Annotated in this window: 12 protein-coding genes and 2 pseudogenes; 13 read left to right on the top strand and 1 reads right to left on the bottom strand. The window is 38.5% G+C overall.

The features are described from left to right. Nucleotides 1–181 precede the first annotated feature (181 nt). The 6 genes and pseudogenes from MVE64_RS12290 (at nucleotide 182) to MVE64_RS12265 (ending at nucleotide 4,881) form a co-directional block, all read left to right on the top strand. On the top strand, nucleotides 182–325 hold the full coding sequence (locus MVE64_RS12290; protein WP_247346694.1) for a hypothetical protein: 144 nt from the start codon (nucleotides 182–184) through the stop codon (nucleotides 323–325). A gap of 64 nt (nucleotides 326–389) precedes the next feature. Then, entirely contained in the window at nucleotides 390–1,145 is a 756-nt protein-coding gene (gene pxpB, locus MVE64_RS12285) for a 5-oxoprolinase subunit PxpB (RefSeq protein WP_247346693.1), read from the top strand. Next, nucleotides 1,142–2,149, top strand: coding sequence for a 5-oxoprolinase subunit C family protein (locus tag MVE64_RS12280; RefSeq protein WP_247346692.1), 1,008 nt, complete (start codon nucleotides 1,142–1,144; stop codon nucleotides 2,147–2,149). The genes pxpB and MVE64_RS12280 overlap by 4 nt, the downstream gene beginning before the upstream one ends. A 14-nt stretch (nucleotides 2,150–2,163) precedes the next feature. Next, nucleotides 2,164–2,635, top strand: a pseudogene (accB, locus tag MVE64_RS12275) (acetyl-CoA carboxylase biotin carboxyl carrier protein). A 24-nt stretch (nucleotides 2,636–2,659) separates the two neighbouring features. Then, nucleotides 2,660–4,012 carry an acetyl-CoA carboxylase biotin carboxylase subunit gene (gene accC / locus MVE64_RS12270; protein ID WP_247346691.1) on the top strand — a complete coding sequence of 451 codons (1,353 nt, stop codon included), beginning with the start codon at nucleotides 2,660–2,662 and terminating at the stop codon, nucleotides 4,010–4,012. Nucleotides 4,013–4,116: 104 nt separating this feature from the next. Further along, nucleotides 4,117–4,881, top strand: a complete 765-nt coding sequence (locus tag MVE64_RS12265) for an IclR family transcriptional regulator (RefSeq protein ID WP_247346689.1) — start codon at nucleotides 4,117–4,119, stop codon at nucleotides 4,879–4,881. 36 nt (nucleotides 4,882–4,917) lie between these two features. Here the strand turns inward: MVE64_RS12265 and MVE64_RS12260 are convergent, their stop codons facing one another. After that, nucleotides 4,918–5,463, bottom strand: coding sequence for a DUF2529 domain-containing protein (locus tag MVE64_RS12260; protein WP_247346688.1), 546 nt, complete (start codon nucleotides 5,461–5,463; stop codon nucleotides 4,918–4,920). Between the two features lie 321 nt (nucleotides 5,464–5,784). Here MVE64_RS12260 and MVE64_RS12255 point away from each other — a divergent pair, with 321 nt between their 5' ends. The 7 genes and pseudogenes from MVE64_RS12255 (at nucleotide 5,785) to MVE64_RS12225 (ending at nucleotide 12,252) form a co-directional block, all read left to right on the top strand. Continuing rightward, the gene (locus MVE64_RS12255; protein WP_098795424.1) at nucleotides 5,785–6,159 is read left to right on the top strand and encodes a response regulator; all 375 of its coding nucleotides are present in this window, start codon (nucleotides 5,785–5,787) and stop codon (nucleotides 6,157–6,159) included. Nucleotides 6,160–6,366: 207 nt separating this feature from the next. Further along, nucleotides 6,367–7,224 (top strand): class II fructose-bisphosphate aldolase, encoded by an 858-nt coding sequence (locus MVE64_RS12250; RefSeq protein ID WP_247346686.1) that lies wholly within the window; start codon nucleotides 6,367–6,369, stop codon nucleotides 7,222–7,224. A 623-nt stretch (nucleotides 7,225–7,847) separates the two neighbouring features. Continuing rightward, a pseudogene (gene murA, locus MVE64_RS12245) lies at nucleotides 7,848–9,138 on the top strand (UDP-N-acetylglucosamine 1-carboxyvinyltransferase). Between the two features lie 355 nt (nucleotides 9,139–9,493). Beyond that, nucleotides 9,494–10,765: a transcription termination factor Rho gene (gene rho / locus MVE64_RS12240; protein ID WP_121663898.1), complete on the top strand. Its 1,272-nt coding sequence runs from the start codon at nucleotides 9,494–9,496 to the stop codon at nucleotides 10,763–10,765. 162 nt (nucleotides 10,766–10,927) lie between these two features. Then, the gene (gene rpmE, locus MVE64_RS12235; protein WP_098795428.1) at nucleotides 10,928–11,140 is read left to right on the top strand and encodes a 50S ribosomal protein L31; all 213 of its coding nucleotides are present in this window, start codon (nucleotides 10,928–10,930) and stop codon (nucleotides 11,138–11,140) included. A gap of 215 nt (nucleotides 11,141–11,355) precedes the next feature. Beyond that, complete coding sequence (locus tag MVE64_RS12230; RefSeq protein WP_098795429.1) at nucleotides 11,356–11,973, top strand: thymidine kinase; 618 nt, start codon at nucleotides 11,356–11,358, stop codon at nucleotides 11,971–11,973. Between the two features lie 96 nt (nucleotides 11,974–12,069). Then, nucleotides 12,070–12,252 carry a hypothetical protein gene (locus MVE64_RS12225; RefSeq protein ID WP_247346685.1) on the top strand — a complete coding sequence of 61 codons (183 nt, stop codon included), beginning with the start codon at nucleotides 12,070–12,072 and terminating at the stop codon, nucleotides 12,250–12,252. Nucleotides 12,253–12,460: the final 208 nt, after the last annotated feature.

Here is a 12,460-nt window from a genome sequence, read left to right as displayed (position 1 = left end):
GTTTAAATTTTTAAACTATTTTGTTAACTATTCTAACAAACATCATTTTGTTCAAGTTTTTTGTTGTATTTTATAAAAACTAAAATTATAATAGCCTCTAAGTCCGATATAAGGAATTTTAGTTCCGTTTAACGGAATAAGATAAATAGATTATAATAAAAATAGCTTAGGAGGCTTTCTAATGTGGGTTATCACTGTCTACTCAGAGCACAATCATCCGAAAATGTTTGAGTTCAATAACGAAAAAGAAGCAAAAGAAGCTTATGATAAAATAAAAGGAAGTAAATTTCTTTCCCAAATTGTTTACTATAATGATTTCCAATAGTCATTAAGGAAAATCCCCAAATGGAAATCTTCTTATTAAAAGATGCAAAGAGGATGTGAGAGGATTGACAAAGACTAATCATATAAATCAAGAGAACTTCATCATCGAACCTGCCGGAGATGCTGCTATTGTGGTTCGGTATGGCAATGAAATCGAGTATTCCGTACATCGTAAGGTACAAATGTTGTCTAATTATTTAACACAAAACAGCTTTAAGGGATTCATTGAATGTATTCCATCATATACCAGTTTGACTGTCTTTTATGATCCACTTTTAGTAGAAGAAAAGAGCCACGCTTATAAAGTAGGGAAAATGGTCTCTCCTTACAAAAATGTCCGTTCCATCATCGAGGATATGTTAACAAACCTGAAAGATGAAGAAATAGAAACACATCGGACCGTTGAAATTCCCGTTTGCTATGGCGGTGAATGCGGTCCGGATCTGGAATTTGTCGCTAAACAAAACAACTTAACAACAGATGAAGTGATAAGCCTTCATTCAGGTGGGGAATATCTCGTTTATATGCTCGGGTTTGCCCCTGGTTTTCCGTTTTTAGGGGGGATGTCAGAGAAAATTGCAACACCAAGACGTTCGACACCGCGAACTAGCATCCCAGCCGGTTCTGTTGGAATTGCCGGGAAACAAACCGGTGTTTATCCGATTTCCACACCAGGCGGCTGGCAGCTGATTGGTCAAACTCCTCTTAGTCTTTTTTTATCAGAAAAAGAACCACCAAGTCTACTTCAGGCAGGAGACATAGTGAAGTTCTATCCTATTTCCTACAATGACTTTTTGGAATGGAAGGAGGGAAACAAATGAGTATAACCACTCTACGTTCAGGACTGCTTACGACGATCCAGGATCTAGGAAGGTATGGATACCAAAAGTACGGAGTCATTGTTAGCGGTGCAATGGATTCATATTCTCTCAGAATCGCAAATTTATTAGTTGGCAATTCAAAAGAAGAAGCTGCATTAGAAATCACTTTAATGGGACCAACGTTGTTAGTTGAAAAAGATATGCTCATCGCAATTACAGGAGGAGATTTATCTCCTACGATTGAAGGGGTTTCTGTTCCATTATGGCGTCCTGTTTTTGTGAAAAAAGGAAGTAAACTTCAATTTGGAGCACAAAAGTCTGGCTGCAGAACTTACCTGGCAGTAGCTGGTGGCTTTGCTGTTCAGAGAATGATGAAGAGCAAAAGCACCTACTTAAGAGCTGAAATAGGTGGATATCAAGGAAGAGCGATTCAAGAGGGAGATGTTTTAGAAACAAATCCGATATCAGAAGGAGCTTTCTCACAGATTGAAAAGCTAAAAAACAAGCAATATAAAGGAGCGTTCCTAACAACTAACTGGTCTGTTCGTTGGAATGAGTTTCTACCTCTTACAAAAAATCCGAATATTCGCGTTTTACCAGGAGCACAGTTCGAACAATTTACAGCCAATAGCAAGCAGCAGTTTTTCACCCAATCTTTTAGAGTGTCACCACAATCTGATCGAATGGGGTACCGATTATCAGGACCATCTATTGAATTAGAAGAAAAATTGGAAATGCTTTCAGAAGCTGTGGCTCATGGAACCATTCAAATCCCGCCTGATGGAAATCCAATTATCCTGCTTGCTGACCGGCAAACAACAGGGGGATATCCGAAAATCGGTCAAGTTGCAACGGTTGACCTACCTGTTGTTGCACAGGTGATGCCAGGTCAGTCACTTTCTTTTACTGAAATAACATTAGAAAAAGCTGAAAGATTGTATTTAGAAAGAGAAAAAAGCTTAAAGCAATTAGCGGTGAGTATTAACTATAAATTAAAACAATAAAGGAGCAACAATTCATGTTAAACATAAATGACATTAAAGAAATGATTAAAGCGGTTGATTCTTCATCCATTCAAAAATTCAGGTTAGAGCACGAGGGAACAAAGGTTGTGATTGAAAAAGTTTCTGAAGTAGAAGGTTCACCTGTTGTAGAAATGATGTCCAAGCCCACAACCACCAGCAGCACCGGTTGTAGTAGAGCCTCCTGTTGTGGAGAAACAAGAAAAGGTAGAAGAGAAGAAAGAAGATCTACATAAGGTGTTATCTCCAATGGTTGGTACATTTTATTCCCGTTCAAATCCAGATGCAGATCCATTTGTTCAAGTTGGCTCAAAAGTTCAAAGTAACACGGTTGTTTGTATACTAGAAGCCATGAAGCTTTTCAATGAAATTGAAGCTGAAGTTAATGGAGAAATTGTTGAGATTTTAGTAGAAGAAGGTCAGCTTATTGAATTTGGCCAGCCTTTGTTTGCAATTAGAAAATCTTAACTTTTGGTAAGGAGGAAACATCATATGTTTGAGAAAGTGTTAATTGCTAATCGCGGAGAAATTGCTGTTCGAGTTATAAGAGCATGTAAAGAATTGGGGATTAAAACAGTTGCTGTTTTTTCTGAGGCCGATCGAGAAGCACTTCACGTAAAATTAGCTGATGAAGCTTATTGTATTGGGAAAACAGCTTCAAAGGAAAGTTATTTACATATACCGAATATTTTGAGTGCTGCAACAATGACAGGAGCGGATGCAATACATCCTGGCTATGGCTTTCTTGCCGAAAATGCAGATTTTGCTGAAGCATGCGAAAAATGCCATATCACATTTATTGGCCCTGACTCAGAGGCGATTCAAAAAATGGGAACAAAAGACGTAGCCCGTGAAACAATGAGTAAAGCAGGAGTGCCGACTGTACCGGGAACAGATGGGTTGATAAAAGATGAGGAACAGGCATTGCAAGTTGCGACTGAAATTGGTTATCCAGTGATCGTGAAAGCTACAGCAGGTGGTGGCGGTAAAGGAATGAGAGTCGCGTACGGTGCAGAAGAATTGAAAAAAGCAATTCGTCAAGCACAGCAAGAAGCAGAAACAGCCTTCGGAAATCCGGGTGTTTATTTAGAAAAATATTTAGAAGAACCGCGTCATATCGAGATTCAAATCATTGCCGACCGATTTGGAAACGTTGTTCATCTTGGTGAAAGAGATTGCTCCATTCAACGCCGCCACCAAAAACTGATCGAAGAGGCTCCGTCACCAGCCCTTGATGAAGTACTGCGTAACAAAATGGGTGAAGCGGCTGTAAAAGCAGCTCAATCTGTAAAGTATCATGGTGCAGGAACGGTAGAGTTTTTACTAGATAAACATGGTCATTTTTATTTTATGGAAATGAACACGCGTATCCAAGTCGAGCATCCTGTAACAGAGCTTGTCACAGGAATTGATCTTATTAAGGAGCAAATAGCAGTAGCTGCTGGATATGAACTTTCTTTTAAACAAGAGGAAGTTAAAATTAACGGTTGGGCAATCGAATGTAGGATCAATGCTGAAAACCCTGTGAAAAACTTTATGCCATCTCCTGGTCTTGTTGAAGGATATCTTCCACCAGGTGGCTTTGGCGTTAGGGTAGATAGTGCTGTTTATCCGGGCTACACTGTTTCTCCTTTTTATGATTCAATGGTCGCCAAATTAATCGTTTGGGGTAAAGATCGTGAAGATGCGCTGCAAAGAATGAAAAGAGCTCTTGATGAATTCATCATTACTGGGATTAAAACAACGATTCCGTTTCACCTTGAGCTATTAGAGCATGACGCGTTTGTTTCGGGTGAGTTTAATACGAAATTTCTAGAAACCTATCATATTTCGATAAAAGAATAGATTCTCCGCAAGCGACCTGGTACGGTACAATCTTTTAATAAAATAATATATAATGAATGAAAGACAATTTATTACTAGATTGTATCGACTAAGGGGGAGAATTTTTGCAAAATAAGAATAAAACTGTGATTAAATCGATGGACCTCCTTACCCTTTTTTTAACGCATCCTAAACTATCTTTTAATGAAATGATCAAAGTTTCCGGCATGCCAAAAACCTCTGTTCATCGTATGCTTGGTTCACTCGAGGATATGGGGTTTCTTGATAAAGATGAAGATGGTAAATATTCTCTTGGCTTATTATTTTTACAATACGGTCAATTGGTGGCGGACAGGCTAGACATCCGTCAAATTGCCTTGCCTTATATGAAATTCCTTCGAGATGAAATGGGAGAAGCTGTAAACCTGACAATTCGGGACCAACATGAAGCAATGTATATTGAAAAGGTTGATACAACCCAGCCAGTTAGGTTGTATACAGCAATCGGCAGGAAATCCCCTCTTTATGCTGGAGCATGCTCAAGAGTTCTTCTTGCTTTTTTACCTGAAGATGAACTGGAGCAATATTTACAAGATGTCGAACTAAGAGCAATTGGTTCAGGAACGATTACTGACCAAGAAAAGCTCCGTAAAGTATTAAAGGAAACACAGAGGAATGGTTATACAATTAGTAACTCAGAGTTAGAAGACTACACTACATCAATTGCTGCGCCTATTTTTAATCATAAAAGAGAAGTGGTTGCAGGTATAAGTGTGGCAGGTCCAAATGTTCGTTTCCAAGCAGAAACCATTCCGGTTATTATTGATAAAGTGAAAGAAGTAGCTGAAAAAATTTCAGTTAAATTAGGGTACGATAATAAAAAAGAATGAACTCGTTTTAAGAGTTCATTCTTTTTTTGTTGAGAATTAAAGCTCATCATCCTCAAACTCATCTAAAATTTCTTTTAAGATAAAAGTTAAGTTGTAGTAAACATATAACGATGTCATTAAGGCGGGAAAACCGTATCTCTCACCATCTTCACCAGGAATGAGCGGCTGCCTTAATTTTGAATCAATATGTAGGTCCGTGATATTGTTGAGCCCTGCTTCTTCACCTTTCATCACAGCAGAAATTCCAACTGTTTGAATTCCTTTAGAGGATAATTCTTGAGCAAGCTTAATCGCTTCTTCATCCGTTGATCGATATGTAAAAAGTAGAACACGGTCGGCAGCTGTTAGTTCCTTCATTTCACCATTTTGATTAAACAAAGCTTCTGAACGGATAAGAGGCTCACTGCTGTTAACCGCCTCTAACACAATGCCATGTAACTCTTGAAAACCATATATATAAATCTTTCCTTCACCAACTAAAGCCTGGGCAAGCAAGCGCGCACTATCCTCAATACTCAGCTCCTCTTGCTCTACAATTCGGTTAAAATGACCCGTTAACTGTGTGGAGAAAATCTTCATCAAAAATATAACCTCCTAATGTGACAAACTTCGGGGCGTGCCTGTCACCACCCGAATTTTCTGCGACAAAATCCGGGAAGTGACAGGCAACACCCCAACAAGTTTACCATAACAAACCTTATTATGATAAACTTAACCCAAGCAGAATTTGTCGAGAAAAGAAGATGAAAAAAAGCAGGGAATATCCAGGGGGAAACGAATTCTTTAGGTGATCGTTTATTTATGCTTTAAGCGCTTTATGTTAGCGTGAAAATAAATGCTAATTATTCAATGAAAGTTCGATATATGTCACAAAAAACAAAAATAACTCAAGAGGTGTAGACAATGTTAAAAGAAAAAATCTTAATTGTTGATGATCAATACGGAATTCGTATTTTGCTAAATGAAGTATTTCAAAAAGAAGGCTATCAAACTTTCCAAGCGGCAAACGGTTTCCAAGCACTTGAAATCGTGGAAAACCACTCTCCAGACCTTGTATTACTTGATATGAAAATCCCGGGAATGGATGGAATCGAAATTTTGAAAAGAATGAAAGTAATCGACCAAGACATCCGTGTCATCATCATGACAGCTTACGGCGAACTTGATATGATCCAAGAAGCAAAAGACTTAGGTGCACTCACACACTTTGCAAAACCATTTGACATCGATGAAATTCGTGAAGCAGTAAAAAAGTATTTACCACTTAAAGCGAATTAATTACTAAACCTAACTTTGCAAGCATCCTGTAATATTATATTACCCTAATATATGTCGAATTGTTGCCGAAATCTTCATATATTGGTATGCTAGAAGATGTGAAAAGTGATCATGCGAAGTTACATATAAGGAAATTATTTGGTCATGCTAGGTATGATATACTTTTCTGTATAAGAAAAATAAGGTCTATATAGGAGGATTTTTCACATGCCTTTAGTTTCAATGACAGAAATGCTTAACAAAGCAAAAGACGAAGCATATGCAGTAGGTCAATTCAACATCAACAACCTTGAGTTCACTCAAGCGATCCTGCAAGCAGCTCAAGAAGAAAGCTCACCAGTAATTCTTGGTGTATCTGAAGGTGCAGCTCGTTATATCGGCGGATTCAAAACAGTTGTAAAAATGGTTGAAGGTCTTATCGAAGACTACAACATCACTGTACCGGTAGCAATTCACCTTGATCACGGTTCAAGCTTTGACAAGTGTAAAGAAGCAATCGATGCAGGTTTCACATCTGTTATGATTGATGCTTCACATGATCCATTTGAAGAGAACATTGCAACAACTTCTAAAGTTGTAGAATATGCTCATTCAAAAGGTGTATCAGTTGAAGCTGAGCTTGGAACTGTTGGTGGACAAGAAGATGACGTTGTAGCAGAAGGCGTAATCTATGCAGATCCAAAAGAGTGTGAAGAACTTGTTAAACGTACGGGTATTGATTGCCTAGCACCAGCTCTTGGTTCTGTACACGGACCATACAAAGGTGAGCCTAACTTAGGTTACAAAGAAATGGAAGAAATCGCTGGCTTAACAAATATGCCATTAGTACTTCACGGTGGTACTGGAATCCCAACTAAGGATATCCAAAAAGCTATTTCTTTCGGAACAGCTAAAATCAACGTTAACACTGAAAACCAAATTGCATCTGCAAAAACAGTTCGTGAAGTGTTAGCTGCGAAGCCAGATGAGTATGATCCACGTAAATATTTAGGACCAGCTCGTGACGCGATTAAAGCAACAGTTATCGGCAAAATGCGTGAATTTGGTTCTTCTAATAAAGCTTAATAAATTTTTAGGAATAGGCCGCCTTGTTAAAAGGCGGTTATATTCCGAAAATTAAGAAAGCGCTAACAATTATTGATAAAATCCTTCTAAACCTTTACCTAGCTGACCATAATTGATAGAATAATAGAAAGCGGACTTGCCTAAGCTAGTCCGTTTTCATTTGTCATCTTGAGAATCACATTCTTTTTCCGCAAATCATAACCTACAAAATCTTTCGTTGCATCAAGATTCTCCTAGTAAAAAACATCATTTTTCACTAAACTCTCAAAAACTCATAGAAAAACGTATTCTTTTACAGTAAATCATTGTTGTCCAACACAATAGATGGTTTAATAATAAGAGGGTCTGTAAAAAGGATCGCTTTTTTTCAGGCGAATAAGTTTTACATATGTAAGATTGTCATGTATTGACTAAGGAATATAAGGCAATAAAATAGATAAACACTTATAAAAGGTAATAGTCGTCTAACATGGTTGTTAATTTTTTTAATTATGTTGACTAGATGTTTTTAATTCGGAAAACATGATGGTCGTGTGATTTTATACATAGCTATGCTTAAAACAGAGCCTAGCTCACCCTTAATGTTCTTTCCGGAAAGTCAACTTCATAGAAGGGAGACTAACATGGAAAAATTAAAAGTTGCCGGTGGAGATTTACTAAAAGGTACAGTATCAATTAGTGGAGCAAAAAATAGTGCGGTTGCACTAATCCCAGCGACGATTCTCGCTGAATCTCCTGTTACAATTGAGGGTTTACCAAACATTTCAGATGTGAATATATTAGGTGATTTATTAGAAGAAATCGGTGGTAAGGTAGAGTTGAAAAACAATGAGATGGTTGTTGATCCTTCTTCAATGATTTCGATGCCTTTACCAAATGGAAAAGTGAAAAAGCTTAGAGCTTCTTATTATTTAATGGGAGCGATGCTTGGTCGTTTCAAAAAGGCTGTAATCGGCCTTCCAGGCGGCTGTCACTTAGGTCCACGCCCGATTGATCAGCATATTAAGGGGTTTGAGGCACTAGGTGCTCAAATTACAAATGAACAAGGTGCGATTTATCTTCGTGCGGATGAATTAAAAGGTGCTCGTATTTACTTAGATGTTGTTAGTGTTGGTGCAACGATTAACATTATGCTAGCAGCTGTTTTGGCTAAAGGCAGAACAATCATTGAAAATGCAGCAAAAGAACCGGAAATCATTGATGTTGCGACATTACTAACAAGTATGGGTGCGAAAATTAAAGGTGCTGGTACAGATGTAATCCGCATCGATGGTGTTGAAAAGCTCCATGGCTGCCGTCATTCCATTATTCCTGACCGCATTGAAGCGGGAACATATATGATCATTGGTGCAGCAATGGGTAAAGAGGTTATGATCGACAATGTTATTCCATTACATCTTGAATCCTTAATTGCGAAGCTAAGAGAAATGGGCATGCATATCGAAACAAGCAATGACCAGATTTTAATCGTTGGTGGACAAAAGGAACTAAAAGCTGTTGATATTAAAACGCTTGTCTATCCTGGCTTCCCAACAGATCTGCAGCAGCCGTTTACTTCTTTTTTAACAAGAGCAACCGGAACTAGTGTTGTAACAGATACAATCTATTCTGCACGCTTTAAGCATATTGATGAACTAAGAAGAATGGGTGCATCAATTAAGGTTGAAGGCAGATCAGCAATCGTCTCTGGTCCTACGAAGCTTCAAGGAGCAAAAGTAAAAGCAAGTGACTTGCGCGCAGGGGCTTGCCTTGGTCTGCGCAGGCTTAATGGCAGACGGAATAACTGAGATTACAGGTTTAGAGCATATCGATCGTGGGTACAGTCAGTTAGAGGAAAAACTAACAGGTCTTGGTGCAACAATTTGGCGTGAAAAATTAACAGAAAAAGAAATCGAACAACTTCAAAATTCGTAAGCTGTAAAATATAATTGACAAGGATGAGGGGAAACCTTTATCCTTGTCAATCTAATAAAACTTTCTTCGTTATTGCTCTATTTTAATGGAAAATTCCAAAAATGATTGATTAAATCTAAGAAATAGGGTAAAAATAAAGAGTGCTGCATTGAATGAATAACTACAAAATCTACTTCAAGCTCACCTTCATTTCCTTCTCTATCCTAAAGTGATATGTTTATTCTTCTTTTACAACATAGAGCAAATCATCTATATCCTAATTTGCTATTAGACAAGTTCTCACATATGAAATGGGTTTGAATGATGAACGTTTGAAAGTATGATGTATTGAAAATTGAAAAAGAGTGGTGTTTTTATGAATCAGGTTTCAATTTCTTCATTGGAACATATGAAATTGAAAGAATTATACGAGCTTGCCCGTCACTATAAAGTGTCCTATTATAGCAAGCTAACGAAAAAAGAATTAATTTTTGCGATCTTAAAAGCAAATGCAGAGCAAGAAGATCTATTGTTTATGGAAGGTGTTTTGGAAATTATTCAGTCGGAAGGATTTGGTTTCTTAAGACCGATTAATTACTCACCAAGCTCTGAGGATATTTATATCTCTGCATCCCAAATCAGACGCTTTGACTTACGTAATGGAGACAAAGTTTCAGGTAAAGTTCGACCTCCTAAAGAAAACGAACGCTATTACGGGTTACTTCATGTAGAAGCGGTAAATGGTGAAGACCCTGAAACAGCCAAGGAACGTGTTCACTTCCCAGCACTAACTCCTCTATATCCAGATAGACAAATATATCTTGAAACAAAACCTAATCACCTATCTACAAGAATTATGGACCTTATTGCACCAGTTGGATTCGGGCAACGTGGTTTAATTGTGGCGCCACCTAAAGCAGGTAAAACAATGCTTTTAAAGGAGATTGCCAACAGCATCACAACAAACAACCCTGAAGCAGAGCTAATCGTCCTGTTAATCGATGAAAGACCTGAGGAAGTAACTGACATTGAGCGTTCAGTAGCTGGCGATGTTGTAAGTTCTACATTTGATGAGGTTCCAGAAAATCATATTAAAGTGGCCGAGCTTGTTCTTGAGAGAGCCATGCGTTTAGTTGAGCATAAAAAAGACGTAATCATCTTAATGGACAGCATCACACGTCTAGCTCGTGCTTATAACTTAGTTATCCCGCCAAGTGGCCGTACATTATCAGGTGGTATTGACCCAGCGGCATTCCACCGTCCAAAACGCTTCTTCGGTGCTGCTCGTAATATTGAAGAAGGCGGAAGCTTAACCATTTTAGCAACAGCTTTAGTTGATACAGGCTCACGTATGGATGACGTGATTTACGAGGAATTTAAAGGTACTGGTAATATGGAGCTTCATCTTGATCGTTCTCTTGCAGAAAAACGTATCTTCCCGGCAATCGATATTCGTCGTTCTGGAACAAGAAAAGAAGAGCTTCTTATTCCTAAAGATCACCTTGAAAAACTATGGGCGATCCGTAAATCTATGACAGACACTCCTGATTTTGTTGAAAAGTTCCTAAGAAAACTTCGTCAATCAAAATCAAACGAGGAATTCTTCAGCAACTTAGATGAGGAAATGAAAAAGGCTCGAAATCGATAAACAAAGTAATTAGTAATATTTAACTTCAGCTTGATTTTAGTTTAAGCACTTGTTATAATTTCATCATGTGCTTTTCTAGGAAACAGCTTGTCAATTGGACGAGTGAAAGCCTAGATATATAACTCTGTTTCGAAAGACTCAGGGCGGAAGGAGATGAAAAGAATGAAATCAGCAATTCATCCAAACTATAATACAGTTATGGTGACATGTGCATGTGGTAACGAATTCGAAACTGGATCTACTAATAAAGAGATCAAAGTTGAGGTTTGTTCTGAGTGCCATCCATTCTACACTGGACGTCAAAAGTTTGCAGATGCAGGTGGACGTGTAGATAAATTCAACAAAAAATACGGCCTTAAGTCACAACAACAATAATAAGGCTTTTTCCAAACAGGCAGGACATTTTGGCTCTTGCCTGTTTTTTCACGCCTACTTTTACAATTTTCACACTAAAATTTGGTTATCCTACATATATTGGTAGGGTTTTTGAACGATGATACCATGTATAATACATGTCATAATAGATGATCACTTTACCAGGAATCGGTTGCCCGAGTAAACTCGAGGCAACGAAGGGAGAGGCCGTTTCAATGTATGTAATGAAGCAAAGCGGATGGCTTGAAATCATCTGCGGAAGCATGTTCTCAGGCAAATCAGAGGAGCTTATTCGCCGCGTAAGACGAGCTCAATTTGCTAAACAAGAGGTAAAAGTATTTAAACCTGTAATCGACAACCGATACAGCGAAGAAAGTGTTGTTTCCCATAACGGAACAGCCATCATTTGCAAGCCACTCGCTGCTTCAGTTGAGATTTTTGAATATATAACAGAAAAAACAGACGTCATCGCAGTCGATGAAGTCCAGTTCTTCGATGAACAAATCGTTGATGTTTTAACTTTATTAGCCGATCAAGGCTACCGCGTCCTTGCAGCTGGATTAGACCAAGACTTCAGAGGAGAACCTTTCAGCGTGGTTCCTGCCTTAATGTCACTAGCTGAATCCGTCACTAAACTTCAAGCAGTATGCTCAGTTTGTGGATCTCCTGCAAGCCGTACCCAGCGACTCATCAACGGCAAACCAGCATCCTATGACGACCCAATCATCCTAGTCGGTGCCTCTGAATCCTACGAACCAAGATGCAGACACCACCACGAAGTACCGGGAGCACCGGTGAAGGATTTTAAGAGAGAGAGTAATGTGGTGAAGTAGGGCGATGCCTGTCTGCGTCGAGCTGGTGGTGCCTGTCACTTCCCGGGTTTTGTCGAATGACTTGATTGCTATTTGACTTCTAAGAGAATATTTAGATTGAACAGTCCAATTTTTTATGAAATTGGGCTGTTTTTTTGTTACGGAAAGCCAAAGCAGGGTGTGAATTTTTTAATTTTAGAGATGAAGACCATTATGACGGTTCGAATGAAGGGAGATGGTCTTCATAAGGGTGATGAAGACCATTATGGCGTTTCGAAAAAAGGGAGATGGTCTTCATAAGAGAGATGAAGACCAACATGGCGTTTCGAAAGAAGTGAGATGGTCTTCATAGGAGTGATGAAGACCATTACAGCGTTTCGAAAGAAGGGAGATGTTCTTCATAAGAGAGATGAAGACCAACATGATGGCTCGAAAGAAGTGAGATGTTCTTCATAAGAGAGATGAAGACCAACATAGCGTCTTGAATGAAGGAAAATGATCTTCATCC

It is taken from the genome of Metabacillus endolithicus, from assembly GCF_023078335.1.
Taxonomy (GTDB): domain Bacteria; phylum Bacillota; class Bacilli; order Bacillales; family Bacillaceae; genus Metabacillus; species Metabacillus endolithicus.
The sequence above is the reverse complement of the archived record's forward strand: the minus strand, read 5'-3'. Positions and strand labels throughout refer to the sequence as shown.

What these genes read in the sequence shown, in the direction of transcription:
- MVE64_RS12290 (WP_247346694.1), top strand. Translation starts at nt 182, where the DNA reads ATGTGGGTTATCACTGTCTACTCAGAGCACAATCATCCGAAAATGTTT.
- MVE64_RS12280 (WP_247346692.1), top strand. Translation starts at nt 1,142, where the DNA reads ATGAGTATAACCACTCTACGTTCAGGACTGCTTACGACGATCCAGGAT.
- accC (WP_247346691.1), top strand. Translation starts at nt 2,660, where the DNA reads ATGTTTGAGAAAGTGTTAATTGCTAATCGCGGAGAAATTGCTGTTCGA.
- MVE64_RS12255 (WP_098795424.1), top strand. Translation starts at nt 5,785, where the DNA reads ATGTTAAAAGAAAAAATCTTAATTGTTGATGATCAATACGGAATTCGT.
- MVE64_RS12250 (WP_247346686.1), top strand. Translation starts at nt 6,367, where the DNA reads ATGCCTTTAGTTTCAATGACAGAAATGCTTAACAAAGCAAAAGACGAA.
- rho (WP_121663898.1), top strand. Translation starts at nt 9,494, where the DNA reads ATGAATCAGGTTTCAATTTCTTCATTGGAACATATGAAATTGAAAGAA.
- rpmE (WP_098795428.1), top strand. Translation starts at nt 10,928, where the DNA reads ATGAAATCAGCAATTCATCCAAACTATAATACAGTTATGGTGACATGT.
- MVE64_RS12230 (WP_098795429.1), top strand. Translation starts at nt 11,356, where the DNA reads ATGTATGTAATGAAGCAAAGCGGATGGCTTGAAATCATCTGCGGAAGC.